The sequence below is a fragment of the Aeromicrobium ginsengisoli genome (assembly GCF_004134905.2).
In the GTDB taxonomy this organism is placed as follows: domain Bacteria; phylum Actinomycetota; class Actinomycetes; order Propionibacteriales; family Nocardioidaceae; genus Aeromicrobium; species Aeromicrobium ginsengisoli.
On record NZ_SDPQ02000004.1, the window covers coordinates 67,724 to 93,950 of the forward strand.

24 protein-coding genes and 1 pseudogene are annotated in these 26,227 nt (G+C 69.9%); 14 read left to right on the forward strand and 11 right to left on the reverse strand.

Going from position 1 to position 26,227, the window contains the following annotated elements:
* Window positions 1-171 precede the first annotated feature (171 nt).
* Together ESP70_RS20235 and ESP70_RS18875 are read left to right on the forward strand one after the other, a co-directional pair.
* Window positions 172-1,092, forward strand: coding sequence for a DUF7065 domain-containing protein (locus ESP70_RS20235; protein ID WP_188110709.1), 921 nt, complete (start codon window positions 172-174; stop codon window positions 1,090-1,092).
* 20 nt (window positions 1,093-1,112) lie between these two features.
* The gene (locus ESP70_RS18875; protein ID WP_188110710.1) at window positions 1,113-2,186 is read left to right on the forward strand and encodes a phosphotransferase; all 1,074 of its coding nucleotides are present in this window, start codon (window positions 1,113-1,115) and stop codon (window positions 2,184-2,186) included.
* Between the two features lie 306 nt (window positions 2,187-2,492).
* On the opposite strand, the gene ESP70_RS18880 is transcribed toward ESP70_RS18875, so the two are convergent.
* Genes ESP70_RS18880 through ESP70_RS18890 form a run of 3 tightly spaced genes read right to left on the reverse strand, consistent with a single transcriptional unit; the run spans window position 2,493 to window position 4,888 of the window.
* On the reverse strand, window positions 2,493-3,473 hold the full coding sequence (locus ESP70_RS18880) for an aldo/keto reductase (RefSeq protein ID WP_149690877.1): 981 nt from the start codon (window positions 3,471-3,473) through the stop codon (window positions 2,493-2,495).
* A gap of 24 nt (window positions 3,474-3,497) precedes the next feature.
* Window positions 3,498-4,223, reverse strand: coding sequence for a cysteine hydrolase family protein (locus tag ESP70_RS18885; RefSeq protein ID WP_149690878.1), 726 nt, complete (start codon window positions 4,221-4,223; stop codon window positions 3,498-3,500).
* Entirely contained in the window at window positions 4,220-4,888 is a 669-nt protein-coding gene (locus ESP70_RS18890; RefSeq protein WP_149690879.1) for a sugar phosphate isomerase/epimerase family protein, read from the reverse strand. The genes ESP70_RS18885 and ESP70_RS18890 overlap by 4 nt, the downstream gene beginning before the upstream one ends.
* Before the next feature lie 108 nt (window positions 4,889-4,996).
* On the opposite strand from ESP70_RS18890, the gene ESP70_RS18895 reads away from it, so the two are divergent.
* Together ESP70_RS18895 and ESP70_RS18900 are read left to right on the forward strand one after the other, a co-directional pair.
* Window positions 4,997-5,293, forward strand: coding sequence for a hypothetical protein (locus tag ESP70_RS18895; protein WP_149690880.1), 297 nt, complete (start codon window positions 4,997-4,999; stop codon window positions 5,291-5,293).
* Between the two features lie 25 nt (window positions 5,294-5,318).
* Complete coding sequence (locus ESP70_RS18900) at window positions 5,319-6,761, forward strand: aldehyde dehydrogenase (protein WP_149690881.1); 1,443 nt, start codon at window positions 5,319-5,321, stop codon at window positions 6,759-6,761.
* Window positions 6,762-6,773: 12 nt separating this feature from the next.
* On the opposite strand, the gene ESP70_RS18905 is transcribed toward ESP70_RS18900, so the two are convergent.
* The 3 genes from ESP70_RS18905 to ESP70_RS18915 form a co-directional block, all read right to left on the reverse strand.
* Window positions 6,774-7,256 (reverse strand): HtaA domain-containing protein, encoded by a 483-nt coding sequence (locus ESP70_RS18905; protein WP_188110711.1) that lies wholly within the window; start codon window positions 7,254-7,256, stop codon window positions 6,774-6,776.
* Window positions 7,257-7,337: 81 nt separating this feature from the next.
* The gene (locus tag ESP70_RS18910) at window positions 7,338-8,087 is read right to left on the reverse strand and encodes an SDR family NAD(P)-dependent oxidoreductase (protein WP_149690883.1); all 750 of its coding nucleotides are present in this window, start codon (window positions 8,085-8,087) and stop codon (window positions 7,338-7,340) included.
* Entirely contained in the window at window positions 8,084-9,388 is a 1,305-nt protein-coding gene (locus ESP70_RS18915; protein ID WP_149690884.1) for an acyl-CoA dehydrogenase family protein, read from the reverse strand. Before ESP70_RS18915 ends, ESP70_RS18910 begins: the two co-directional genes overlap by 4 nt.
* A 231-nt stretch (window positions 9,389-9,619) precedes the next feature.
* Between ESP70_RS18915 and ESP70_RS18920 the strand changes: the two genes are divergently transcribed.
* From ESP70_RS18920 to ESP70_RS18945, 6 genes are all read left to right on the forward strand, one after another.
* Window positions 9,620-10,507 carry an SDR family NAD(P)-dependent oxidoreductase gene (locus tag ESP70_RS18920; RefSeq protein ID WP_149690885.1) on the forward strand — a complete coding sequence of 296 codons (888 nt, stop codon included), beginning with the start codon at window positions 9,620-9,622 and terminating at the stop codon, window positions 10,505-10,507.
* A complete protein-coding gene (locus tag ESP70_RS18925; RefSeq protein ID WP_149690886.1) occupies window positions 10,504-10,716 on the forward strand; it encodes a ferredoxin in 213 nt (70 codons plus the stop codon). Before ESP70_RS18920 ends, ESP70_RS18925 begins: the two co-directional genes overlap by 4 nt.
* Window positions 10,717-10,726: 10 nt before the next feature.
* Entirely contained in the window at window positions 10,727-11,959 is a 1,233-nt protein-coding gene (locus ESP70_RS18930) for a cytochrome P450 (RefSeq protein WP_149690887.1), read from the forward strand.
* Between the two features lie 81 nt (window positions 11,960-12,040).
* Entirely contained in the window at window positions 12,041-13,690 is a 1,650-nt protein-coding gene (locus ESP70_RS18935) for an AMP-binding protein (protein WP_149690888.1), read from the forward strand.
* A complete protein-coding gene (locus ESP70_RS18940; protein WP_149690889.1) occupies window positions 13,687-14,742 on the forward strand; it encodes a phosphotransferase family protein in 1,056 nt (351 codons plus the stop codon). The genes ESP70_RS18935 and ESP70_RS18940 overlap by 4 nt, the downstream gene beginning before the upstream one ends.
* A 12-nt stretch (window positions 14,743-14,754) precedes the next feature.
* Window positions 14,755-15,558 carry an SDR family NAD(P)-dependent oxidoreductase gene (locus tag ESP70_RS18945; RefSeq protein WP_149690890.1) on the forward strand — a complete coding sequence of 268 codons (804 nt, stop codon included), beginning with the start codon at window positions 14,755-14,757 and terminating at the stop codon, window positions 15,556-15,558.
* A gap of 148 nt (window positions 15,559-15,706) precedes the next feature.
* Here ESP70_RS18945 and ESP70_RS20715 read toward each other — a convergent pair.
* Window positions 15,707-16,108: pseudogene (locus tag ESP70_RS20715) on the reverse strand (MFS transporter); the annotation flags it as partial.
* Window positions 16,109-16,257: 149 nt separating this feature from the next.
* Here ESP70_RS20715 and ESP70_RS18955 point away from each other — a divergent pair.
* Together ESP70_RS18955 and ESP70_RS18960 are read left to right on the forward strand one after the other, a co-directional pair.
* The gene (locus tag ESP70_RS18955) at window positions 16,258-18,567 is read left to right on the forward strand and encodes a CoA transferase (protein ID WP_149690892.1); all 2,310 of its coding nucleotides are present in this window, start codon (window positions 16,258-16,260) and stop codon (window positions 18,565-18,567) included.
* 14 nt (window positions 18,568-18,581) lie between these two features.
* Window positions 18,582-19,802, forward strand: a complete 1,221-nt coding sequence (locus ESP70_RS18960; RefSeq protein WP_149690893.1) for a cytochrome P450 — start codon at window positions 18,582-18,584, stop codon at window positions 19,800-19,802.
* Between the two features lie 18 nt (window positions 19,803-19,820).
* Here ESP70_RS18960 and ESP70_RS18965 read toward each other — a convergent pair whose 3' ends face one another.
* The 3 genes from ESP70_RS18965 to ESP70_RS18975 all read right to left on the reverse strand — a co-directional run bounded on the left by ESP70_RS18965 (window position 19,821) and on the right by ESP70_RS18975 (window position 23,083).
* Entirely contained in the window at window positions 19,821-20,651 is an 831-nt protein-coding gene (locus ESP70_RS18965; protein WP_149690894.1) for a mycofactocin-coupled SDR family oxidoreductase, read from the reverse strand.
* A 159-nt stretch (window positions 20,652-20,810) separates the two neighbouring features.
* Entirely contained in the window at window positions 20,811-22,316 is a 1,506-nt protein-coding gene (locus tag ESP70_RS18970; protein WP_149690895.1) for a hypothetical protein, read from the reverse strand.
* The gene (locus ESP70_RS18975; protein ID WP_149690896.1) at window positions 22,313-23,083 is read right to left on the reverse strand and encodes a crotonase/enoyl-CoA hydratase family protein; all 771 of its coding nucleotides are present in this window, start codon (window positions 23,081-23,083) and stop codon (window positions 22,313-22,315) included. Before ESP70_RS18975 ends, ESP70_RS18970 begins: the two co-directional genes overlap by 4 nt.
* A gap of 118 nt (window positions 23,084-23,201) precedes the next feature.
* Between ESP70_RS18975 and ESP70_RS18980 the strand changes: the two genes are divergently transcribed.
* On the forward strand, window positions 23,202-23,966 hold the full coding sequence (locus tag ESP70_RS18980; protein ID WP_149690897.1) for a crotonase/enoyl-CoA hydratase family protein: 765 nt from the start codon (window positions 23,202-23,204) through the stop codon (window positions 23,964-23,966).
* 3 nt (window positions 23,967-23,969) lie between these two features.
* On the opposite strand, the gene ESP70_RS18985 is transcribed toward ESP70_RS18980, so the two are convergent.
* Window positions 23,970-24,923 carry a PDR/VanB family oxidoreductase gene (locus ESP70_RS18985; RefSeq protein WP_149690898.1) on the reverse strand — a complete coding sequence of 318 codons (954 nt, stop codon included), beginning with the start codon at window positions 24,921-24,923 and terminating at the stop codon, window positions 23,970-23,972.
* Between the two features lie 122 nt (window positions 24,924-25,045).
* Between ESP70_RS18985 and ESP70_RS18990 the strand changes: the two genes are divergently transcribed.
* Window positions 25,046-26,224: a thiolase family protein gene (locus ESP70_RS18990; RefSeq protein ID WP_149690899.1), complete on the forward strand. Its 1,179-nt coding sequence runs from the start codon at window positions 25,046-25,048 to the stop codon at window positions 26,222-26,224.
* Window positions 26,225-26,227 lie beyond the last annotated feature (3 nt).

Here is a 26,227-nt window from a genome sequence, read left to right on the forward strand (position 1 = left end):
GTGCCGTCGATGCGAGGCCGTGGCCGCGGAGCGGTCGTGAACCTGGTCAGCCCCGCGAACTCCGGGTGGTCGAAGGACCCGGTGTCGACGGAGGGCGTGTCGCACACTCCTGAGCGCGGCGCGAGCCCAGTCAACATGCATTCCAAGACCCAACGAACCATAGAATCTAAGGTGACCGTGTTTCGTACCGCGTTCGACGAGAGCGACCTGCACAGCCACGTGGCTGACGAGGGCGACCAGATGTGGCAGGAGAGCTTCTGCATCGTCTGGCACGACCCGATCACGCAGAGCGGCGGCAACCACCACTTCAGCCTGTGGCGCAACCAGGGCATCGCCGACATCTGGAGCTGGGTCGTCGTCGAGGGCAAGGAGGTCGCCCGCGAGCAGGTGCACGACATCCCGATCCCCGACGAGGACTACGCCGACACCACGGTCGGCGGCATGCACGCGATCTGCGGCAACGACTTCCAGCACTACACGCTGGTGCACACCTTCGAGGGCTGCACCGTCACGATCAGGTACTCGGCCTACCTGCCGCCGGTCGAGCTCGACTACGCGAGCGGCGGGGCGTCCCTCGGCAAGCGGCACTTCGAGACGCTCGGCACGGTCGAGGTCACGGTGGAGCTCGGCGACCGCGTGCTCGACCTGACCGGCGTCGCGTTCCACGACCACTCCTGGGGCCACCGCGAGCTGGAGCGCAACCCCGCCGGCCAATGGATGTTCGGGGTGTTCGGACCCGACCTGATGGCGTCGGTCTACCTGCGCCAGACCGTCGACGGGCCCAGCCAGGACGGCTGGGTCTACGACCACGGCGACCTCAAGCGGGTGCAGTCGGCGTCGGTGCAGGCGACGATCGCCGGCGACGGCCTCTACCCGCGTCGCGCGATCTTCGACGTGTGGACCGAGGGCGGCGGGCACCGGTTCACCGGCGAGCTCCAGGCTGGGGCCGTCGAGGGAGGCATCGGCCTGCTGGCCGGCGACGGCCTCATGACCTTCGAGTGCGGGGGACGCCTCGGTGGCGGCCTCGTCGAGCTCAAGCCGCTGCGCTTCGCCCTGCCCGAGCACCGAGCCGTCCTGCGGCTCCCGGATTGACCCGACCGCGAGGAGACACCATGACCAGCCCCACCGACGCCGTCGCGACGATCGACTTGCCCCGGTCGCTCGAGGACGTCACCGTCCCCTGGATGTCCGAGGCCCTCTCGGCCCGGTTCCCCGGCACCGTGGTCGCGTCGATGACCGAGGGATCGACCATCCGCGGCATGGCCACCAAGATCCAGCTGCACCTGACGTACGCCGACAACCCGCACGGCCTGCCGCCGTCGATGTGGCTCAAGACCGGCTTCGAGAAGCACAGCGAGCGGTCGGCCGAGCTCTATGCCGCCGAGGTCAACTTCTTCCGCGTCGTCGCTCCGGCCGTGCCCACCAACTCGCCACTGACGTTCTTCGAGGCGATCGACGGCGAGACCGGCAACGGCGTTCTGCTGATGGAGGACCTCACGCTGCGCGGCGTACGCTTCGGCGACCAGACCCAGCCGCTGACGCCCGACGTCGCCGCGTCGCTGCTCGACGTCCAGGCCCGCTACCACTCCTTCCTCGCCGAGTCAGCCGACGACCTCGACCTGTCATGGCTGACCGTCGGTGGCGCCATCCACTCCGTCGACGTCGCGGGCGAGTACCTCGAGTTCTGGGAGACCGCCTCGCAGGCGCCTCGGTTCCGGTTCGTGCCCGAGGAGCTCGGCGACCCCGTGCGCATCAAGGCCGGCCTAGACCGGATGATCGCGAACGATCGGCAGGAGTCGCAGTGGCTCGTCCACGGCGACGTGCACCTGGGCAACGTCTTCTTCGACGACCAGGGCAACGGCGGCTTCCTCGACTGGCAGACCGTCATGCGGGGCACGTGGGCATTCGACGTCGCGTACTTCATCGTCGTGTCGCTCAGCGTCGAGGACCGGCGTGCCCACGAGCAGGACCTGCTGCGCACGTACCTCGCCCGCCTCGAGGAGTACGGCGGCCACGCGCCCAGCTTCGAGGACGCCTGGCTTGCCTACCGGCAGCACGTCATGTGGACGTTCCTCATGGTGCTGTGCCCGGTCGAGCGGCAGGCCGAGGAGATCTGCACCGCGCACGCCGAGCGCATCTGCGCGGCCCTGGTCGACCTGCAGGTGCTGGAGTCACTGGGCGTCTAGTTCACCCCCCGGTCCGGGTCTGTGCCGTTGCTAAGGACGAGATCTTCAACGGCACAACTCCGCCAGTCTCGTTCACGGCTGACGGGGTCAGTAGCAGAGCCTGCGTGCGTTCTCGATCGTCGTCAAGGGCGGCAAGTGGGCCGAGAACGGCTCGGAGCCGATCTGCCCTCCGGCGGCTGTCGGCGAGAGCGCCGACAAGATCGTGAAGGAGCTGGCGAAGGGCTGAGCCCTGCCGATACAGCAGTGGCGGGCGGGTCCAGGTGGCGCCCACCACTGTTGGTCCCTTTCCTGCCGTCGACCCGCGCCTCAGAACCCCTCAGGGAGGCGCGGCGTGTACGGCTCCTCGAGGCGCCGCAGCTCGTCCGCGGTGAGCTCGAGGTCGAGCGACGCGATCGCGTCGTCGAGCTGGGCCATCGAGGTCGTGCCGACGATCGGTGCGGTGACGACCGGCTGCTGGCGCACCCAGGCGAGCGCCACCTGGGCCCGTGAGGCACCCCGCTCGGCGGCGACCGCCGCGACGGTCTCGGTGATCGCCCGGTTGGAGTCGTCCGACTGGCGGTAGAACCCCTGGGCGATGGTGTCGTGGTCGCTGCGCGTGGTGGACGTGTCATCCCACGCGCGGGCGAGGCGTCCGCGGGCGAGCGGGCTCCACGGGATGACGCCCATGCCGAAGTGGTTGCACAGGGGATGCATCTCGCGCTCCTCCTCGCGCTGCAGCAGGTTGTACTGGTCCTGCATCGCGACGAATCGCGTCCACCCGTGGGACTCCGCGGTGTGCTGGGCGTCGGCGAGCTGCCACGCCGGCATCGACGAGGCGCCGAGGTAGCGCACCTTTCCGGCCTTGACGACGTCGTGCAGCGCCTCCATGGTCTCCTCGATCGGGACGGTAGGGTCCCACCGGTGGATCTGGTACAGGTCGACGTAGTCGGTGCCGAGGCGACGCAGGCTGTGGTCGATCTCCGACAGAATCGCGGTGCGCGACAGCCCGGCGCCGTGCGGGCCGGGACGGGTGCGGGCGAACAGCTTGGTCGCGATGACGACGTCCTCGCGGGGTGCGAGGTCGGCGAGCGCCCGGCCGAGGATCTCCTCGCCCGTGCCCCCGGAGTAGACGTTGGCGGTGTCGAACGTCGTGATGCCCGACTCGAGGGCGCGCTCGATGAAGGGCCGGCTCGCGGCCTCCGAGAGCGTCCACCCGTGGCCGCCGGCCGACGAGTCGCCGAAGCTCATGCACCCGAGCACGAGGGGCGAGACCTCGAGCCCGCTGCTGCCGACCTTGATGTGCTCCATGGTTCCTCCGGTGGGGTGGTGGTGTCAGACGAGCGCGTCGAGCACCTGGACGGCGGTGACGAGCTGGGCCGGGTACGCGCCGATGAAGTGCTTGGCCGCGGCCTGGTCGGCGTCGCTCAGCGCCGCGGTGCAGTCGGTGACGAGGTACTGGCGGTAACCGAGGTCGAAGCCGGTCGAGACCGACAGCAGCACGCACGCGTTGGTGACGGCGCCCGCCCAGAGCAGGGTGTCGATGCCGCGGGAGCGTAGCTCGCGGTCGAGGTCGGAGCCCGTGAACGCGCCCGAGCCGGACTTCACGACCGACAGGTCGCGCGGGTCGGGGCCGAGCGCCGGCAGCGGATCGGCGCCCCAGGTGCCTTCGCGCGCGCCGGCGGCGTGCACGTAGGGCGCGAGCGCTGGCACCACGTCGGACGCGTCGTAGGTGCGGGTCGCGAGTCGCGCGTGGACGACGAGCACCCCTGCGTTGCGGGCGGCAGCCAGCACCTCGACCAGGCGGGGGAGCAGGGTCGAGGCGAGCCGGCGCTCGAGGTGGTCGGCCTGGGTGGTCGACCCGGCGGCGCGGAGGATCTGCAGGTTCGTGCCGGCGGGGTCGGACTGCCAGTTGATCAGGTCGACCAGCACGATCGCGGTGCGGTCTGCGCGCAGGGATGCCCACGGGTCGTCTGCGTCGAAGGCGGAGTCGTTGTACCAGTGGCCGCGCATGCCCTCGGGCAGGACGGCAGAGGAGGTCGACTCGTCGAACCTGGTCACGCCGTGGCCTCCCGCCCCGCAGCGAGGTCGGCCAGCATCGGTCGTACGACCTCGGCGAGCTCGGCCGCGTGCCGCGGTGGGTCGTCGAGGGGCCAGCCCATGTGCGGCAGATCGAAGTACTCGATCGACAGCAAGCCGGAGTAGTCGAGGCTGTCGAGCGCGCCGAGGACGCCTCTGACGTCAACCTCGCCTTGGGCGGCCGGCAGCTGCCCGACGCCCAGCGCGGCCTGGCGCAGCTGCACGTGGTCGGCGTGCGGCAAAAACGCCAGCACGTCGCCGCCCCACTGGGTGACGTGCCCCGTGTCTACAACGAGGCGCACGCCGGGCACCTCGTCGAGCAGCCGGTGGATCGCGGCGTCGGAGCCCAGCAGCGACCCGGCCCACGGCTCGACCCGGGGCTCGTCGACGGTGCGCAGGCGCGCGACCATCTCGTCCCAGTCCCTGTGGGGTGCGGGTGCCGGCCACGCCCAGCCGCGTCCGGGACCCGGGCCCATGCGGATGCCGACGGGCAGGGCGAGCCCCTCGGGGTCGTCGTCACCGACCAGGTCGAGGTGGTCGAAGCCGAGTCGCTGCGCCGCGACCGAGGCGGTCGCCGCGTCCGACGTCCACGCGAGGCGGCACACGCCGAGCGGCCACCGCTGGGGCGGTGGGGTGGGGTCGGTCATGATGGGCTCCTGACTGCCGGAACGCGTGACGCACCGCACGCTCCGGTGATTCTTTTGATACATTAACTTACAATCCTTTTGAAGATAGAAGACCGGGAGCACACAACGATGAAGCCTCAGGTGGGACAGCGGCTCGGCAGCGTCACGAGCGAGATCGAGGTCATCGTTGTGCGACCGCCCGCGGACGACGTCGACCTGACCTGCGGCGGCGCGCCGATGGCCCCCGCCCCCGCCGAGCGCAGCGGCGAGCCCGACGCGGGTGGCGGCGCCCTGCTCGGCAAGCGCTACCACCACGTCGCCTCCGGCATGGAGCTGCTGTGCACGAAGGCTGGCGCGGGAACCCTCGCCGTCGACGGCGAGCCCCTCGGCGTCAAGGAAGCCAAGAACCTCCCGTCGTCCGACTGACCACACTCCGCGAGCAAGGACGCCCATGACGACCCTCGAGCACCTCTGGATCGACAACGCACCCCACCGACCGCACGGCTCGGGCCTGGTGCACCTTGTCAACCCCGCGACGGAGCAGGAGATCGGCACGGCGCCCGAGGCCGACGCGGCCGACGTCGACGCCGCCGTGCAGGCCGCCAACCGCGCACTGCATGACCCCGCGTGGCATGGCCTCACGCCGGCCGGACGCGCCGAGCTGCTCCGCGCCCTGGCCGACGCGATCGACAAGCGTGCTGCCGAGCTGGCCGAGCTGATCACGACCCAGAACGGCATGCCGATCAAGATGGTGCGCTGGGGCAACGTCGCCGGCACCTCGGCCTCGTACCGCTACTTCGCCGACCTCGCCGAGGCCACACCGATCGAGCAGGAGCGCGTCACGCCTTACAGCCGCACCCGCGTGCGCCGCGACCCCATCGGCGCCGTCGGCATCATCGCGCCGTGGAATGGGCCGCAGATCCTCGTGGCCTGGAAGCTCGGTCCCGCGCTGGCGTCCGGATGCACCGTGGTGCTCAAGCCGGCTCCCGAGACGAGCCTCGACGCCCACCTGCTGGCCGAGGCCGCGGCCGATGCGGGCTTCCCGCCCGGCGTGTTCAACGTCGTCACGGGCGGACGCGAGACCGGTGCCGCGCTTGTGGCACACCCCGGCATCGCCAAGATCGCGTTCACGGGCTCGACCGCCGCCGGCCGCGAGATCGCCAAGGTCTGCGGCAGCCAGCTCAAGCCGGCGACTCTCGAGCTCGGCGGCAAGAGCGCCGCGATCCTGCTTGACGACGCCGACCTGTCGCTCATCAACGCCCAGGTCACCCGCATCTTCTCGCCCAACTCCGGGCAGGTCTGCTACTCCTGCACCCGGGTGCTGGCGCCCCGCTCGCGCTACGACGAGTCGGTCGAGGCCGTCGTCGAAGGCATGGGGCTCGCGCGCCTCGGCGACCCGCTGCTCGACACCACGAACTTCGGCCCCCTCGTCAGCTCGCGCCAGCGCGACCGTGTCGAGGACTACATCGGCATCGGCAAGAACGAGGGTGCCGACGTCGCGCTGGGCGGCGGACGTCCGGCCGACCTCGACCGCGGTTTCTTCGTGTCGCCCACGGTATTCCGCGGCGTCGACAACTCGATGCGCATAGCCCGCGAGGAGATCTTCGGGCCCGTGCTCGTCGTCATCCCCTATGACGATGACGACGACGCCGTCCGCATCGCCAACGACTCCGACTACGGCTTGGGCGGCACGGTGTTCACGTCCGACCCCGAGCGCGGCCTGGCAATCGCACGACGGGTCGAGACCGGCACGGTGGGCATCAACGGCTACGAGCCGACGCTCGACTCGCCGTTCGGCGGGGTCAAGGGCAGCGGTATGGGACGCGAGCTGGGCCCCGAGAGCCTCGATGGGTACGTCGAGCTCAAGTCGATCTACAATGCTCCGCCGCTGTAGCGGGTCGGTCGCTCAGTCGGCCGGCAGGAAGATCGCGAGCGGCGAGAACGGCTCATCGACCTGGTAGACGTCGTTGAACAGTGCGACGCCCTCGACCGTCAGCGCGACGTCGGTGGCCAGCCAGATGCGCAGGTCCTCGTTGGTGGGACGCGGCTCGAGGGTGAACCTGACGAGCGGTAGTCGGGTGTCGCCCTCGACGTCGCGCGGCTCGACGACGGTCATTTCGCCGCGCCCGTCGGTGACCTTGACGAGCGGGTGCGCGATGCGGACGAACATCATGCCGGCGTGCGCCGCGAACCGCAGGTCGCCTCGGAACGCGAACGTGCCGGCGTCGACGTCGGAGGCCTCGGGATCGGGCTCGAACACCATGACGTTGCCTTCGGTGGCGGTGACTCCGTCGTGCAGGCTGGCCCGGCCGTCGGGGGTACGTCCGACGTAGTCGAGGAAGCTCGACTTGATGCCCCAGTGCAGGCCGAGGTGCTGCTCGTCGCTCACGATGTCTCCTTGGTGCAGGACGCTAAGGGTCTGTCCAGAACTTTAGGCCCGTCCTCGGAGACCGCCCGGCGCGGCGTCACGTCAGTACAACCCGCCGTCGACCCGGATGAACGCCGCGGTCGTGAAGGACGAGTGTGGGCTGGCGAGGTACAGCGCCGTGGTGACCACCTCGTCGGGACGCCCCGGGCGTCCGACGCTGCTCTGCGTCGTGGTGCGAGCCTCCTCGCTCCAGTGCTCGGCGACGTCGGTGAGAAACGGCCCGGCCGACAGCGTGTTGACCCGCACGTTCGGCCCGTACTCGCGGGCGAACACGTGGGTCGATGCGTTGAGGGCGGCCTTCGCGGCGGCGTAGGGACCGAACTCGGGCTTGGGCCGGATGCCTGCGAACGACGAGACGTTGATGATCGAGCCGCCGTCGCCGGCCGCCATGCGTGCCCCGATCAGCGCCGACAGGCGGAACGGCCCCTTGAAGTTGACGTCCATGACCTTGTCGATGAGCTCGGCCGTGGTGTCGACCGACGACGGCGACAGCGGCGACATGCCGGCGTTGTTGACCAGCACGTCGACGTGGCCCATCTCGGCGTACGCGCGCTCGACCAGCGCGTCGATCTCGTCCCACCGGCCCACGTGGCACGCGACAGGCAGGGCGCGGCGACCCAGCGCCTCGATCTCGGCGGCGACCTCCTCGCACGCGTCGAGCTTGCGGCTCGTCACCACGACGTCGGCGCCGTGCTGGGCGTAGGCCAGCGCGATCTCGCGCCCCAGCCCGCGGCTGCCACCGGTGACCAGGGCGACCTTGCCCTCCAGCGAGAACAGGTCGGGACCGCTCACAGATCCACCCCGGCCGCGGCGAGCGCGGCGGCGTGGTGCTCGCGGGCGGCGGCGAGGCGGGTCGGCACGTGCTCGCTCGGGAACAGGCCCGCGGCGGGCTGCTGGCCGCGGAGGACGCCCTTGGCGATCGTCGTACGGTGCACCTCGGTCGGGCCGTCGACGAGCCCGATGTGCGGGGCGCTGGACCACCAGCCGGCGAGCGGGGTCTCACGTGTCGTGCCCAGCGAGCCGTGTAGGTGGACGGCGCGCTGCAGGATGTCGTGCAGCACCTTGGCCATCTGCACCTTGCACATCGCGATACCGGTGCGGGCCGCCCCGTGCGGCTGGGTGTCGATCGTCCAGGCGGTGTGCAGCACCAGCAGGCGCAGTTGTTGCAGCTCGATCCACGACTCCGCGAGCATCGTCTGCACTGACTGCTTCTGGGCGAGCGTCGAGCCCTGCGTCGTGCGGGACACTGCCCGCTCCGTCATCATGTCGAAGATCCGGTGGCACTTGCCGACCGTGCGCATCGCGTGGTGGATGCGGCCGCCCCCGAGACGGGCCTGGGCGACCTTGAAGCCCTCGCCGGGGCCGCCGAGCATATGGTCGGCCGGCACCCGGACGCCGGTGTAGCGGACGTACGCGTGGGTGCCCTCATCCTCGCGCGACTCGACGAACGTCGCGACGTTGCGGACGATCTCGACCCCGGGCGTCTCGGCCGGGACGATGAACATCGACATGCGCTGGTGCGGTCCCGCTTCGTCGTCGGTGACGGCCATGACGATGAGGAACGAGGCGTATCGGGCGTTCGACGTGAACCACTTCTCGCCGTCGATGACCCACGAGTCGCCGTCCTGCCGGGCCCGGCACGTGAACTCCTTGGGGTCGGCGCCCGCGTGTGGTTCGGTCATGGAGAACGCTGAGACGATATCGCCGTCGAGCAGCGGCTGCAGGTAGCGGTCCTTCTGCTCCTGCGTGCCGAACATCGCCAGGATCTCGGCGTTGCCGGTGTCGGGAGCGGCGGTGCCGAACACTGTCGGGGCCCAGTGCGACCGACCGAGCACCTCGTTGAGCAGGCCGAGCTTGAGCTGGCCGTAGCCGGGGCCGCCAAGGTCGGGGCCGAGGTGGCAGGCCCACAGGCGCTGCTCCTTGACCTTCTCGCGCAACGGGGCGATCACGGCTCGCGACACTTTGTTGCGGACGTCGTATGGCGCACCGCCGTCGGGAAAGACGAGGTCGAGGGTTTCGCACTCCTCACGCACGAACGTGTCGGCCCAGTCGAGCTTGGCTTGGAACTCGGGATCGGTGGAAAAGTCCCACATGCGAGCGGACCCTTTCGTCGGGCTCCCCCAGGCTGTCGAGCGGGGGGAAGCGATCTTCTCGCACCCTAGCCATAAACATTTAATGCTTGCAAGGATAACTACGATGTGTGAGACTTGGCGAAGAGTGACTGGCGCCACATCGCCGGGCCTGTGACAGGTCGCGGCGGCTCAGGGCCAGAGCTTCCCCAGACACGAGATTTCACAGGCCCAGAGGGGTCGAGGAGGAGAACCATGCGTCTCAAGGACAAGGTCGTCGTCATCACCGGTGCGGGTTCGGGTCTGGGACGCGTCTCGTCCCGGCTGTTCGCACAGGAGGGGGCGAGGGTCGTCATCACCGACATCTCCGAGGCGCGCGCCAAGGAGACGCTCGAGCAGGTGTTGGGCGACGGCAACGAAGCGATCGCCGTCAAGGCCGATGTCACGATCGAGTCCGAAGTCGAGGCCGCCGTGCAGGCGGCCGTCGACACCTACGGACGCCTCGACGTCATGTTCGCCAATGCGGGCATCCCGGCCAAAGGATTCGGTTCCGCGGCGCTGGAAAACATCACCGAGGAGGAGTGGGACGAGACCAACGACGTGGTCCTTAAGGGCGTCTTCTTCTCCGTCAAGCACGCAGTCCGGGCGATGAAGAACAACCCCGGCGGTCCTGCCGGCAGCTCGATCATCTGCACCTCATCGGCCGCCTCGATGGCCGGCTACCCCGGCTTCCCGCAGTACGGCGCGGCCAAGGGTGGTATCAACGCGTTCGTCCGCCTGTGCGCCGCGTGGGAGATCGGCAAGTACGGCATCCGCATCAACGCGATCTGCCCCACGCACGGCATGTCGGCCAACTTCATCCTGCCAGGCGATGCGCCGGTGCTCGGCAAGTCGCACGAAGAGATGCAGGGCGAATGGATCAAAGAGCACTCGCCGATCCCGCTCAAGCTCGACCGCGCCCCGAACTTGCTCGACAACGCCTACCCGGCGCTATTCCTCGCCTCCGACGAGTCGATGTACATGTCGGGCGTCTCGATCCCGATCACCGACGGAGGCACACTGGCCACAGTGGCCATCCCGTTCGGTGACAACTGGCGCGAGGACCTCTACGGGAACGCCTCGGGGGAGGCGCAGCAGGCATGAGACAGCAGCGCCCGCCAGTCGAGATCGATCGCGATCTGTGCGTCGGTCACGGCCGCTGCTACAACAAGGCGCCGGGACTGTTCTACGCAGACGACATGGGTCTCGGGCATGTCAAGGACGTCATCGATGACAACGCCACCCCGCCTGACCTGGCGCGCATCATCCGGGCTTGTCCCGAAAGCGCCATCCACCTGACCGCGACGAGCTAGGAGACCACGCATGACCGACACCGCCATCGACATCGAGGCACTGCGTGCGTCGCACGCGCGCCAGTACGACCCCTACAGCACGGCGACGATCCAGGAGCACCTCGACGACATCGCCGACCGCCGCGAGAACCTGCCGATGTCCTTCTCGGAGAAAGGCGGCTTCTGGCTCGCCACGACGTACGACGACATCGCCGGCATGCTGCGGCGCAACAACAAGGGCTTCATCAGCTTCCCGAACATCCCCGACGGGGTCCTCGCCTTCGGCCAGAAGCGGCAGATCCCGATCGAGCTCGACGGCCCGATTCACGCGCAGTATCGCAAGCTGCTCGACCCCCTGTTCTCGCCGTCGAAGGTCAAGGGCATGGAGGAGCAGGTCCGCCAGATCGCGATCGACCTCATCGCCGGCTTCGCCGACAAGGGCGAGGTGGACCTCGTCCCCGAGTTCGCGTTCCCGTTCCCGGGGACGGTGTTCCTGTCGGTCATGGGGTGGCCCGTCGAGGACGCCGACATGATGAACAAGTGGGTCGGCGCCTTCCTGCACGGCGTGCCCGGTGGCACCGAGGAGGAGACCCTCGCGGCGCGCGTCGACGCGAGTGAGAAGTCGCGCGCGTACATCCAGGCGATTGTCGACGACCGACGCGCCAACCCGCGCGACGACATCACGACCGCGATCGTGCAGGCGGAGTTCGACGGCGAGCCGATCCCGGACGAGGACCTTTCTGACCTGTTCATCCTGCTGATGATGGCCGGCCTCGACACGACGGCCAGCGTCATCGCCCAGAGCATGGCGTACTTCGCCAAGAACCCCGCCAAGTGGGATGAGATGTTCGCCGACCCTGACGACATCGACGCCGCGGTCGAGGAGCTGCTGCGCTGGACGTCGCCAGCTGTGCCGACGCGCAACGTCGCCGACGAGTCGGCCGAGGTCGGTGGCCTCGAACTGCCTAAGGGCGAGCGCATCCACTGCCCGCTGGCCGCCGCGAATCGCGATCCGAAGTACTACCCGGACCCCGACGAGATCCAGTTCGACCGCGACCCGCATCCGCACCTGACCTTCAGCCTGGGCACGCACCGGTGCATCGGCGTCCACCTGGCCCGCCAGGAGCTCCGCATCGCATTCGAGGAGCTGCGCCGCGTCATGCCGACGTTCCGGCTCGCCGACGGCGTCGAGCCCAAGGAGCACCTGTCGCTTACCTGGGGCGTCGAGGACGTACGCCTGGTCTTCACGCCGCAGGATTCGTAGGAACCCCGAGGTGTGAGACGTGACCCGTCACGTCTCACACCTCGTCATGTTGACCAGCCCGACCAGCACAGGAGCACCGAGATGACGCCCCCCGTCGAGACCCTCGTCGACGAGCCGAGGAGCTACGGCTTCCTCCAGCTCTGGGACGCGGTCGCCACGTCGATCCCCGACCGTGAGTGCATCGTGCAGGGTGAGCGCCGGCTCACGTGGTCGCAGGTCGCAGACCGTACGACGCGGCTGGGCTGGTGGCTGACCGGGCTGGGCATCGGCGCCCGTCCGGGGCCCATCGACGACTGGCAGTCGCCCAACGACCTCGTGGGCCTGCTGATGCGCAACAGCTCCGAGTACCTCGAGGCGAGCCTTGCCGGGTATCGGTCGCGCTGCGCACCGTTCAACGTCAACCACCGCTACCAGGCCGAAGAGCTCGCGTACCTGCTGACCGACGCGCGCCCGTCGGCCATCGTCTACCACCTCGAGTTCGCCCCCGTACTCGCCGAGGCGGCCCGGGTCGCGGGCGTCGACCTGCCGCACCTGATTCACGTGCCCGACGCGTCTGGGGAGCAGCCGCTGCCCGGCTCGGTGGCGTACGACGACGCCCTCGCGCAGGCGGTGGAGCCGACCGAGCCCGTCGAGCCGAGCCCCGACGACGTCCACGTCCTCTATACCGGTGGCACCACAGGGATGCCCAAGGGCGTCATCTGGCGCCAGCGCGAGCTCGCCGGACGCACGTGCGGCATCACGGTCAAGTCGCTCGAGGCGGCACACGCCGACGCCCCGCGCCGGGCGTGGCTGCGGGCGTACCCGGCCCCGCCGCTGATGCACGGCACCTCGTCGTGGTTCTCTTACGGCGCGTGGTCGCGCGGCGGCACGATCGTCCTGTCGGAGGACCACAGCTTCGATGCCGTGCGGGCGCTCGAGCTCATGCGCGACGAGAGCGTGGCCCACCTGGCCATCGTGGGCGACGCGTTCGCACAGCCGCTGCTGCGGGCGCTGGCCGACGGTGAGGAGCCGCCGTCGACTCTGAAGTACGTCTTCTCCAGCGGTGCCGCACTCGCGTCGACAGCGTGGGCCGAGCTCGACCGATACTTCCCGGGCCTACAGCTCGTCAACGCCCTCGGGTCGTCCGAGACGGGACCTCAGGCGGTCAAGACCAGCAGCGGTCAGAGCCAGTTCTCGGCCGGGCCCGACACGATCGTGGTCAGCGAGGACTACTCGACCCTGCTGTCGGCGGACAACCCCGGCACGGGCTGGCTTTCCAACGGCGGCGACATGCCGCGCGGCTACCTCAATGACGAGACCCGCACCGCCGGGACGTTCCGCGTGATCGAAGGACGTCGCCTGTCGGTGTCGGGCGACCGGGCCGCGGTCGACGAGACCGGCGCCATCACGTTCCTCGGCCGCGAGTCGGGCGTCATCAACTCCGGCGGCGAGAAGATCTACGGCGAGGAGGTCGAGCAGGTGCTGCTCTCCCTGCCCGAGGTCGACGAGGCCTTGGTCTTCGGCCGGCCCAGCGAGAAGTGGGGCCAGGAGGTCGTCGCGCTGCTCGTGTCGAACACCGGCCAGCGCCTCGGTCGTGACGACTTGCGTGCTGCGTGCGGTGACCGGCTCGCCGGCTACAAGGTGCCCAAGCAGGTGGCGTGGGTCGACGCGATCCGCCGCCACAACAACGGCAAGGCCGACTACGCGTGGGCGCGCGAGACGATCGAGGGGCTGCTCGAGGTCTCAGCATGACGGCTGAGGCGTCCGCGCCGTCGATCGACGTCACGGCCCTCGGGCCCTGGCTGGACGAGGCGGGTCTGCCCGGTGCGGGCGACGAGCTGACGATCACGCCGCTCACCGGCGGCGCGTCCAACGAGGTCTACCGGCTCGAGCGCGGGGGCGCTGCGGTGGTGCTGCGCCGCCCGCCCGCCCACGCGGTCGAGGAGCGCTCGGCGACTATGATGCGCGAGGCACGCGTGCTTGGTGCGCTGGCCGACACCGCGGTGCCGCACGCCCGGCTGCTCGGGTCGTGCGAGGACGCCTCGGTGATCGGCTCGGCGTTCTACGTGATGGAGCTCGTCGACGGCTGGTCGCCGATGTCGGCAGGTTCGCGCGGGCCGGTCCCGTTCGACACCGACCATGAGGCGCGGGCCGGGCTGGGACGCGAGATCGTCCGTGGCATAGCCGAGCTGGCGTCGGTCGACTGGCGCGCGGCGGGACTCGAGGGCTTTGGACGTCCCGATGGCTTCCACGACCGGCAGGTGCCGCGGTGGACGTCGTTCCTCGACAAGGTCGCGTTCCGGGACATCCCGGGCCTCGACGCGGCCGGGCGGTGGCTGACCACGCACCGTCCCCGCACGTGGGAGCCGGGCATCATTCACGGCGACTACTCGTTCGCCAACGTCATGTTCGGGCACGGCACCCCGCCGCGGCTTGCCGCGATCGTCGACTGGGAGATGGCCACGATCGGCGACCCGCTGCTCGACCTGGGCTGGCTGCTCATGCGCTGGCCCAGCCCCGACGGACCCCGGCCGACCGGCTCGTTCGACATGGACGGCATGCCCACGCCTGCCGAGGTGCTCGACCTGTACTCCACGGTGTCGGGGCGTCCCGTCGACGAGATTGACTACTACCTGACCTTGGCCTGCTTCAAGAACGCGATCGTGCTCGAGGCAGGCTTCGCCCAGTACATGAAGGGCGACGCCGACAACCCCAAGATGGCCCTGTTCGGCGACATGGTGCTCGAGATGGCCGAGCTGGCCGCCCGGGTCAGTGCTGGGTCGTCGCTGCCCAGCGCGGGCTGAACGGACCGGTCGATGGCTAACGACGAGGTCCCGTTCCGGGTGGGTGACGCCCCGGTCATCGACCTCGCCGGGCACGTCTCGGTCGTCACGGGGGGCAACAGCGGCATCGGCCTGGGCATCGCTCGAGGCCTGGTGCGCGCCGGCGCCGACGTCGCCGTCGTGGGCAGGGACGAGGAGCGCAACACCACAGCCGTGGCCGAGCTCGCCGCCGTGGGCGGAGGCACGGCCTGGGCCTACCACTGTGACGTGTCGGACGAGGCCGAGGTGGTGCGGACCATGGCGCAGACGAGGTACGACCTCGGGCCGATCCGGTCGCTGTTCGCCTCGGCCGGCGTGCCGAGCTCCGGGTCCGCGTTCGTCGACCTGACGCTCGACGACTTCCGTCGCGTCCTCGCGGTCAACCTCGAAGGCGCGTTCCTGTGCTTCCGCGAGGCGGCGCGGCACATGGTGCACGACGAGGTGTCGGGAAGCCTGGTCGCGATCGCGAGCCTGTCGGCCGTGCACGGGCAGTCCCGCGGCCAGAGCTACTCGGCCAGCAAGGGCGGTCTCGTGGCGATGGTGCGCGCGTGCGCGGTCGAGCTGGCCCGCGATGGTATCCGCGCCAACGTGATCCTGCCTGGAGCATTCGACACGCCCATGGCCGCACCGTTCCAGCGCACCGAGGCGTGGGACGCGAAGATCAGGCCGCGCATCCCGCAACGGCGCCCCGGCCACGCCGACGAGGTGGCGGGTGCCGCGGTGTACCTGGCGTCACAGGCTTCGGCGTACCACACAGGCGACACTCTGGTGATCGATGGCGGCTACTCGGTCTACTGACCCGGCGGGGTCGTGATCGCAGATGACGCATCCGCGGCGGGTGCCGGGCGTCGGCGGGGGATTGCCACGGCGCACAGCACGACCATCGAGAGCCGATGCCCATCGCGGCGGTCGCCCACCCGACGGCGGCGGGCAGGCGACGGATGACCAGCTGGTGGCGCATGATGCTGAGGGAGATCGACATCATCGGCAGCGACATACCATGCAGCACCCGACCGACCAGCAGCACCGCGAGGTTCGGGGCGAGGGCGCAGACGACCGAGCCGACGATCAGGAGCCAGATGCAGATGACGAACACGCGACGGTTGCCGAACATGTCGGCGAGCCGGCCGGCCACGGGGTTGGCGACGGCTCCGGTCAGGAAGAAGCCGGTCGCGACCCACGACGTGCTCGACGGGCTCGTGCCCAGCTCGCCCGGCAGCACGGGGATGAGGGGGATGACCACGTTGAAGATCATGCACACCAGCAGGCTCGCGCTGGCGGGGGCGGCCACGAGCGCGTGGCGGGGCCGGTCCTCCGGCGGAGCCGACACGGGCGCGACGGCAGCCATGACATCCTCGCAGCGGGCTGGGCTCACTGTGCCAGCGAACTGCTCTTGCTGTAAATCCTTGCAAAGATGACTAGGTTCTGCGAGAGTTGGTGAGTGGTGACGGCGGTATTCCGCGACCACGCTATGACGACATTTGGGAGTGATCGCACGTGAGTGACGCAGCGTCGCGCGACGACGAGGTCCGCGAGGCCGCACTGGCAGGTGTGAGGGTCGTCGAGATCGCCACCGGGCTGGCTGCGCCAGCCGCCACTCGCCTCCTCGCGGAGGCCGGGGCCGACGTCGTGAAGGTCGAGTCGCTCGACGGCGACCCCACGCGTGAGCGTCACCCCGCGGCCTTCGCGTCGTGGAACCGCAGCAAACGGTCCGTCGTCCTGGACGTCGACTCCGCCGACGGACTCGAGGGCGTCCACACCCTGATCGACCTCGCCGACGTGGTCGTGCACGACCTTCCGGCCGCCCGCGCCACGGCGCTCAGCCTCGACACCGCGTCGGTCACCGAGCGTCATCCGGGCGTCGTCGTGGCGTCCGTCCCCGCCTACCCCGTGGGCCATCCCCGCGCCGACGACGACGTTTCCGACTCACTCGTGCAGGCCGCCGAGGGTCTGATGGACGAGCAGCAAGGTCACCGCGAGGGGCCCGTGTTCGTGCGCATCCCGTACTCCAGCTGGTCGGCTGCCTACCTCCTCGCCGCCGGCACCGTGGCGCGCCTGGTGCAGCGCGAGCGCACCGGTTTGGCGTTGCCCATCTCGACGAGCCTGTTCCAGGGCGCGCTGTCGGCTGCGGCCCTCTACTGGCAGCGCTGGGAGCGGCTGCCGGAGACGCTGACCCGCCACACGCTGCCCAAGATCGACCCCGACGCCGCACTCAGCATCTTCGAGTGCTCCGACCACCGCTGGGTGCAGCTCGCCGGAGCTGTCGGCGGCTGGATCGAGTCGCCGCCGGTGCTCGAGGCCCTGGCGCTGATGGATCGGGTCGAGCTGTCCGAGATCGGTGTCACCCGCGCCAACCAGGAGCAGTGGAACGAGGTGTTCCGCCAGCACGACAGCGAGTGGTGGAGCGCCGTGCTCGCCGAGGCCGACGTGCCGTGCATGATCGTTCGCGAGCTGGGGGAGTGCTTCACGTCCGACCAGGCCGCGGTCAACGACTACGTGGTCGAGGTCGACGACGCTGTCGTGGGCAAGGCCCTGCAGGCCGGCCCGACGGTGCACACCACGCCCCGCAGCGTCGTTCGCTCCGCGGCCCCCGCGCTCGGAGCGTCCACGCTCGACGACGTCCGCGCCAGCTGGGCCGTCGCCCCGACGCGTCCGGTCGCACCCACCGCGCTGCCGGCCGACACGCGCCCACTTGCCGGGCTGCGTGGGCTCGACTTCGGCACGGCGATCGCCGGGCCGTTCGGGGCCCAGTGCCTGTCCGACCTCGGCGTCGACGTCGTCAAGGTCGAGCCACTGCGCGGCGACCGCGGCCGGGTGCTGACGCAGTTCGCCGGCAGCCACCGCGGCAAGCGCGCCATCGCACTCGATCTCAAGAACCCCGCCTCGCGTCCGATCCTCGACGGCCTGCTCGAGCGCTGCGACGTCGTGCTGCACAACATGCGCCTCGCCCCGGCCTCGCGCCTCGGCCTCGACGGTCCAGGCCTTCGGGCCACCAACCCGCGCATCGCGTTCAGCCACGTCAGCGCCTACGGCCCGGCCGGCAACATGGCCGCGCTGCCCGGGTACGACCCTACCGCCCAGGCGTTCACGGGCTGGGAGCACGCGATCGCTGGCGAGGGCAACCCGCCCGTGTGGCTGCGCAGCTCGGTGTTCGACGTCCAGGCCGGCCTCGCCAGCGCGTTCGGTGCCGTCGTCTCCCTGTTCCAGCGCGAGCGCACCGGGCTGCCCGGCGACGCCGCCACGTCACTGCTCGCCGTCGGCATCACCGCGTCGTCCGAGCTGGTCGTCGACCCCGTGACAGGGCAGGCCAGCGAGATCGAGGTGCTCGATGCCGGCCAGCACGGCCTGTCCGACACCCACCGCATCTACCAGCTGGCCGACGGCTGGATCGCCGTCGCCGCCCTGGCGGCCGACGAACAGGCCGCGTTTCGCGACGTCGTCGGAGCGGGCGACCCGGCCGACGCGCTGGCAGGACGTTCCGTCGCCGCGACGCTGGCCGCGATGGCCGAGGCGGGCGTGCCCGCGAGCCCTGTGCGCCTCGACCAGCTCGACGCGTTCCACGACAACCCGGTGCACCACACGCTCGGCGTCAGCCGCACGCTGCAGACCCCTGGCTTCGGCCAGATCGACCTCGTCGGCGGCTGGTGGGACTTCGGGCCCGCCCCGGCCGACGAGTCGGTGCCGGCTCTCGGCCAGCACACCCACGAGGTCCTGCGCGAGCTGGGCCTCGACACCGACGCCGTCGAGTCGCTGCTCGCGGACGGCGTCATCGGCGTGGCGCCCCGCGTCCCCACCCTGTCGGACTGAAGAGGAGATCCATCGTGTCCAAAGAACCGGTCATCACGTTCGACCACCACTCTGCCGAGTTCGCCCACGACTCGGTGCAGCGCTTCGCCGAGCTGCGGTCGCGGGACGTCCCGCTGGGCTTCACCGAGAGCCACGAGGGCTTCTGGGTCGCATCGAGCTACGAGCTGGTGCGCGAGATCCTCAGCGACAACGACACGTACACGGTCGAGCGCAGCGCGGACGGCACCAAGGGCGGGAAGCTCATCCCCACTTCGGCCAAGGCGCCGGCGATCATCCCCGGCATCCTCGACGGCGAGCCGCACGACCGCCTGCGTCGTCCGCTGCGCTCGCTGTTCGCCAAGCCCAACATCGAGCGCACCGTCGCCCCCGTCGCCAAGCAGCTCGTCAGCGACCTTCTCGACCAGGTCGTGCCGCTCGAGGAGTTCGACTTCGCGACCGGCTTCAGCTTCAGCCTCACGGTCAACACGATCTTCGAGTTCGTGGGCCTGGCCGAGGTGGAGGACCGGGAGAAGTTCATCCTGATGCTCGAGGACGCCTTCGCGATCGACCCTGAGATCGGCGCCGATCGTGACGCGCTCGCGGGGTCGACCTCGGTGCAGTTCGCCGCGGCGTCCGACCTGGTGCGCGACGTCGTGCGGGCGCGCGTGGCCGACCCCACCGAGGACCTCATCTCCAAGATGGCGGCACCCGGCACCGACCTCACCGAGGACGACGTCGTGGCGCTGACGCTGTCGATCATCCTCGGTGGTGTCCGTACGACCGCCGCCTCGCTCGACAACATGGTCGAGCACCTCGCGAGCCACCCCGACCTGCGCGACGAGCTGCGTGAGGACCCGTCGCTCATTCCGTCGGCCGTTGAGGAGATGCTTCGCCTGTTCACAGTGACCCCGCTGGTGGCGCGCACCGTCACCACCGAGACGGAGCTCGGCGGCGTCACCCTCCACGTGGGCGACCGCGTCGCCGCGGTGCTGGCGCTCGCCAACCTCGACGAGGACCAGTTCCCCGACCCGCTCGAGGTCGACACCGACCGCAGCGACGGCATGCACGTGACATTCGGCCTGGCCACGCACTACTGCCTCGGTCTGTGGCTTGCGCGTATGGAGCTGCGCATCGCCCTTGAGGGCATCCTCGAGCGTATGCCGTCGTATGAGGTGGTCACCGAGCGGGCGCAGCGGTTCAGCCGGCTCGGGGTCAACAACGGATACGCGCACCTGCCGGTCCGCCCCAACGTCTGAACCCGGCCCGCGAGGGCGTCACGACGAGTTCTTTGCCATCATCCCCGCGCTGACTGTCAGCACGTCGCCCGTGACGTAGCGGGCCGCGTCGGACGCGAGGTGCATGATGGTACGGGAGATGTCGACGGGCTCGACCCACGGGACCCGTTGGGGATGGAACTTCGCCATCTCGACCCGGAACTCCTCCATCGTCGGGTTGCTCGACGCCGGCAGGAATGCCTTGACGAGCTTGTCGTTGACCGCCATGGGCGTGTCAACGCTGCCGGGGCAGACGACATTGGCGGTGATGCCGGTTGGGGCCAGGTCGAGGGCAATGTCCTTGATCATGCCGATGATGCCCCACTTGGACGCCGCATAGTGCGCTGCCCGTCCGTACGCACGACGGCCGGCCATCGAGGAGATCGCAATGATGCGGCCCGATCCTTGGTTGAGCATGACGGGAAGGACGGCCTTCACCGCGTTGAAGACGCCGCCGAGGTTGGTGGCGACTACTCTCTCGAAGTCGTCCACGGCGAGCTCGGCGATGGGAGCGTTGTGCAGGATGCCGGCGTTTGCGATCAAGATGTCGATGCGGCCGAGCTCGGCAACGGTCCTGCTGACGAGGTTCTCGAGATCGGCCGGCACGCGGACGTCACCCTGCACCGCGATGCACTGACGGCCCTGCTCCGTCACGAGGCGGCGGGTCTCCTCCAGGTCGGCCAGCGTTGACGACGGATAGGGCACGTCGAGGGGAGCGCACAGATCCACCAGCACGATGTCGGCGCCCTCCCGGGAGAACTCGACGGCGTGGGAACGACCCTGCCCGCGAGCCCCGCCAGTGATGAGCACGACCTGATCGGTGAATCTCATCTCTGCTCCTTGTCCGGCCCGCTGGCGAGAGTCCTGCCTGTGCTGTCGGTGGCCCAGCCATCGTCGAGCCCGACCCGCTCGACGACCGTGGACGCGCGGCAGTCGAGCGAGCCGGTGAGGGGCATGGACAGGCCTATCCTCATGCCCGGCCCCGCACGATCACTCCGCGCCAAGAGTGAAGAGGCGCCGCTCGCCGGCCGTCACGACGCGTCCGGCGAGGCCGATCGGGTCGCCCTCGGGGTCGACGAGCGTGTTCATCGTCGCGGTGTCGTCCTTCGACACCCGGATGCCTACCCGTGCGCCGTCGGGGTTGAGGCCGATGACGTAGCCGCGTGCCGGAACGCCCTCGCGGTCGAACTCGACCGTGAACGTCTCGATCTCCAGCGGGCCGACCCAGGTGTCGTCGACCGTGAAGGGCGGGTTCTCGTCCTCGGTGACGATCGACCACGAGAAGCCGTGCTCGGGCTTCTCGGTGCGCAGGATCGTCGTGGCGTGCTTCGTGAGGTACTCGCCGTTGGCGAACACCAGTCCGGTGCCGCCCGTCGCGCGCAACTTCTGCACGGCCGACACGAGCGCGTGCGACGAGTAGTTGTTGTGCGGGCCGCCGAACGACGTCAGCCCGCCCGTCGTCGTCAGCTCCGCGTCACGGTCGAGGCCGAGGTGCAGGGCACCGAGCTTCGGGACGATCGGGAAGCAGCTGTAGAGGTCGACGACGTCGAGGTCGGCGGCAGTGGCCCCCGCCAGCTCGAGCGCCGTGTCGAGCGACCGCTCGAGCCCGGGTGCCCGGCCGTACGTCTGGCGCTCCAGCACGTCCTCACTGTCGGTGTCGACCGCTCCGGCGTCGACGTAGACGCGCTTCTCCTCGGGGATGCCGAGGGCGTCGGCACGCTCCACGCTGGCCAGCAGCACGGCCGCGGCCTGGTCGACGCGGTTGAGGGCGTTCATCAACAACGGGTACGGGTAGCAGATCATGCGGTTGCGACCCTCGGTCGTCGTGATCTCCTCGGCCGACACTGCCTCCTGGTTCCATGCGGCTTCCCGCGTCGCCGCGACCTCGCTGAACCGGGAGTACATCTGGCCCGACCACGCCTGCGACTCCGCGAACGACATCCCGAGATCGTGGCGCAGCCGGTTCTCCCACAGGGGGTAGATGCGGATGGGGGCCACGAGGCCGAGGTCCCACATGCGCTCGGTGCCGCCGGTGGCGCGCGAGAACTTTCCGGGGCCACCGGGGGAGTGCGACCAGTCGGCCGCCGCGGCCGGGTCCTTGGCGGCACCCAGCAGTTCCAACGAGGCCTGGGCCTCGCCGCCGCACAGCACGGCAAGGTCGGCTTCGCCCGTGGCGATCTTGGCCGCGAGCTCGGTCAGCACCGCGACGGGCTGATGCCCGCCGACCTCGCTGACCGTGCTCTTGGCCGCGAGGGCACCGATGCGTCCGGCGACCGAGGCCGACACGTCGTCGTACGCCCACGAGACGACCTGCACGACGCCGACCGCGTCGACGTCGGCCAGCGCGGCCCGGTCAATGCCGGCGTCGTCGGTGGCCAGGACGATGGCGCGGTCGATCAGGTCGAGTGGCTCGACGGCCTGCTCGGGCGTGCGCTCACGGTTGTTGCGGAGGTCGCCGACGCCGATGACGACGACCTGACGGTCGCCGCGGGTCACGAGGCGCTCCACTCCGGCGGACGCTTCTCGATGAAGGCCTTCACGCCCTCATGGAAGTCTTTGGTCGCGGCGACGTTGGCGACGGCAGACTTCGAGCTCGCCCAGCCTTCCTGCTCGTCGAGGTAGGTGGCCTCGATCATGACCTTGCGGGACAGCTGCACTGCGATGGGTGCGTTGGCCGTGATGCGTGCCGCGAGCACCTTGGCGCGCTCCAGGGCTTGGCCGGGCTCGGAGACCTCGTTGATGAGGCCACGTTCGAAGGCGACCTGGGCCGGGTACCCGTCGCCCGTCAGGGCCCACTCCATAGCGATCGCGTAGGGGATACGGCGCCCGAGGCGGAACAGTCCGCCGCCGCCGGCGACGATCGAGCGCTTGACCTCGGGCAGCCCGAATGACGCCGTCGAGCCGGCGACCACGAGGTCGCAGGCCAGGATGATCTCGGTGCCGCCCGCGAGGGCAGGCCCCTCGACCGCGGCGATGATCGGCTTGGTGCGGTGACGTCGGACGATGCCGCCGAAGCCCCCGCGCTTGGTGTTGAGCGCTCGGGCGTTGCCCGAGCCGACCTCCTTCAGGTCTGCGCCGGCGCAGAACACCGGGGGAGTGCCCGTGATGATCGAGACCCAGATGGAGTCGTCGGCCTCGATCTGGTCGATCGCGTCCTCGATGCCTTGGGCGACCTCGCCATTGACCGCGTTGCGGGCCTCCGGCCGGTCGATCGTGATGACCGCGAGGTGACGGTCCGGGTCGGGCTGGTACAGAACTCCCACAGTGCGTCCTATCGTCAGGGCGCGATGTCGTGTACGACACCGGCATGTCATTATTTCACATACATTTCCATCTTAACAAGGATTAGAGAGCCGCGACTCTCGCCCCTAGGAGGTCAGCATGCCGGTCACGACGATCGAGAAGGCCGACGGCGTCGCCGTCCTGACGATGAACCGCCCCGAGTCGCGCAACGCGATCAACGTCGAGCTGAGCCAGGCCATCGCGGACGCGCTCGACGACATCGAGGCCGATGCGTCGGTCACGGTGACGGTGCTGGCCGGCGCGGGTGGGACCTTCTGCGCGGGACTCGACCTCAAGGCGTTCGCCGAGGGCGAGTGGCCCGAGATCCCCGGACGCGGCCTCGCCGGTCTGACAGAGTGGGAGGAACGCACCAAGCCGATCATCGCCGCGGTCGAGGGCTGGGCCCTGGCCGGCGGGTTCGAGCTGGCCCTGTCGTGCGACCTGATCGTCGCCGCGAGTGACTCCCGGTTCGGGTTGCCCGAGGTCAAACGCGGGCTCGTCGCCGCCGGTGGCGGGCTGCTGCGCCTGCCGCGCACCCTGCCATACCAACTGGCGATGGAGCTCGCCCTGACCGGCAACCCGCTCACCGCCGACCGCGCCTACCACCACGGCATGGTCAACGCCGTGGCGGAGCCAGGCGGCGCGACCGCAGCGGCCGTCGAGCTGGCCCGGGTCATCGCGGCCAACGGTCCGTTGGGGCTGGCCGCGAGCCGCACGATCATCAACCACGTGACGGGCTGGACCGACGCCGAGGAGTTCGCTTGGCAGCTCGCGATCACCCAGCCGGTGTTCGACTCCGCCGACGCGATCGAGGGCGCCACGGCGTTTGCCGAGAAGCGAGCCCCGCGCTGGACCGGCGCCTGACGGCTACAGCTCGAGCGTCAGCTTCGGGCAGGCGGCACGCGAGACGCAGATCATCATGGTCTCGTTCGACGCCTGCTCGTCGGGGCTGAGCACCGAGTCGCGGTGGTCGGGCTCGCCGGCCAGCACGACGGTCTCGCAGGTGCCGCACGTGCCCTCCTCGCAGGACGACCAGGCCTCAACCCCGGACGCGCGGACTGCCTCGAGGATCGATTGGTCGGGGGTGACCGTGATGGTCAAGCCCGACTCGGCGAGCTCCACCTCGAACGCGTCGGCCGAGGCCGGCTCATTGAACCCCTTGGGTGCGAAGCGCTCCACGTGCAGGGCGCCCGACGGCCACGCGGCTGTGGCAGCCTCGACCGCGTACAGCAGCGGCTCGGGGCCGCAGCAGTAGACGAGGGCGTCGGCGCGGGGCGTGCCGAGGATGCCCTGCAGGTCGAGCAGGCCGCGCTCGTCCTGCGGGTGCAGCTCGACCTCGCCGCCTCCCAGCATCTCGAGCTCGTCGCGGAAAGCCATCGACGACCGCGAGCGTCCACCGTAGTGCAGCTCCCACGTGGCGCCGCGGCGCTGGGCCTCGCGCACCATCGGGAGGATCGGCGTGATGCCGATGCCGCCGGCGATGAACACGTAGTGGTCGGACGGCTCGAGCGCGAAGTGGTTGCGGGGCCCGCGGGCCGTGACGTCGGTGCCGGGAAACAGCCGGTCGTGGACATGCGACGACCCGCCGCGGCTCGACGGTTCGCGCAGCACGCCGATGCGCCACCGCGCCCGGTTGTCGGGGTCGCCGCAGAGCGAGTACTGCCTTGTCAGGTCCGGTGCGAGGTCAAGATCGATGTGCGCGCCGGGCGACCACGCGGGCAGATCTGTGCCGTCGGTCGAGCCCAGCTCGATCGTGAGGACGCCGTCGGCGGCCTCCGTCCGCGTGACGACGCGGGTCGCGATCTTCGACTCTTCGTGCATTCTCACCGTCCCCGGGCACGTACGCCCATTGTTCTTCTCGAGGCCCGGGCTTGTTGACGCAACCCGTTCCGCGAGCCTATCATCCCTCTAATCTTTGTAAACATTATGAATTGGAGATCTCGATGCGCCAGGCCGTCATCGTCGACGCTGTCAGAACCGCCAGCGGAAAGGGCAAGCCGGGGGGCGCGCTCTCGGGCGTGCATCCTGCGGATCTCTTCGCAACGGTCCTCGAGTCACTCGTCGAGCGCACGGGTATCGATCCAGCAACGATCGACGACGTCATCGCCGGTTGCGTCAGCCAAGCCGGCGACCAGGCCATGAACATCGCGCGCACCGCTGCGCTCTCGGCGGGCTACCCCGAGTCCGTCGCTGCCACCACGATCGACCGCCAGTGCGGCTCGAGCCAGCAGGCGGCGCACTTCGCGGCGCAGGGTGTCATGGCCGGTGCGTACGACATCGTGGTCGCGGGCGGCGTGGAGTCGATGAGCCGGGTGCCGATCGGGACGCCCGCCATCGGTCGCGACCCGTTCGGCGAGAAGATGCACGCCCGCTACAGCGAGGGGCTGGTCAACCAGGGCGTCTCCGCTGAGCTCGTGGCCGAGCGCTGGAAGATCGACCGCGAGACGCTCGACGAGTACTCGGCGCGCTCGCACCGCCTGGCGTCCGAGACCGGCGCGGCCGGCGGGTTCGACCAGGAGATCGTTCCGGTGACGGTGGAGGGCGGCACGCACCTCATCGACGAGACGGTCCGCTCGACCACAACCGCCGAGGGCCTCGCGGGTCTCAAACCGTCGTTCCGCACGGACGGCACCGCGGCCCGCTTCCCCGAGGTGGCGTGGAGCATCACACCCGGCAACTCCTCGCCGCTCACCGACGGCGCATCGGCGATGCTGATCATGAGCGAGGAGAAGGCCAACGCCCTCGGGCTCAGGCCCCGCGCGCGCTTCCACTCGTTCTCGGTGTCAGGCGACGACCCGCTGATGATGCTGACCGGCCCCATCCCGGCCACTCGCAAGGTGCTCGAGCGCTCGGGGCTGACCCTCGACCAGATCGACACGTACGAGGTCAACGAGGCCTTCGCGTCGGTGCCGCTGGCCTGGGCGCGCGAGCTCGGTGCCGATCTCGATCGCCTGAACCCTCGCGGCGGCGCAATCTCGCTGGGGCACGCGCTCGGCGCCTCCGGCACTCGCCTGATGACCACGATGCTGCACCACCTCGAGGCGACGGGCGGTCGCTACGGGCTGCAGACGATGTGCGAGGGCGGCGGCATGGCCAACGCCACGATCATCGAGCGCTTGTGACCT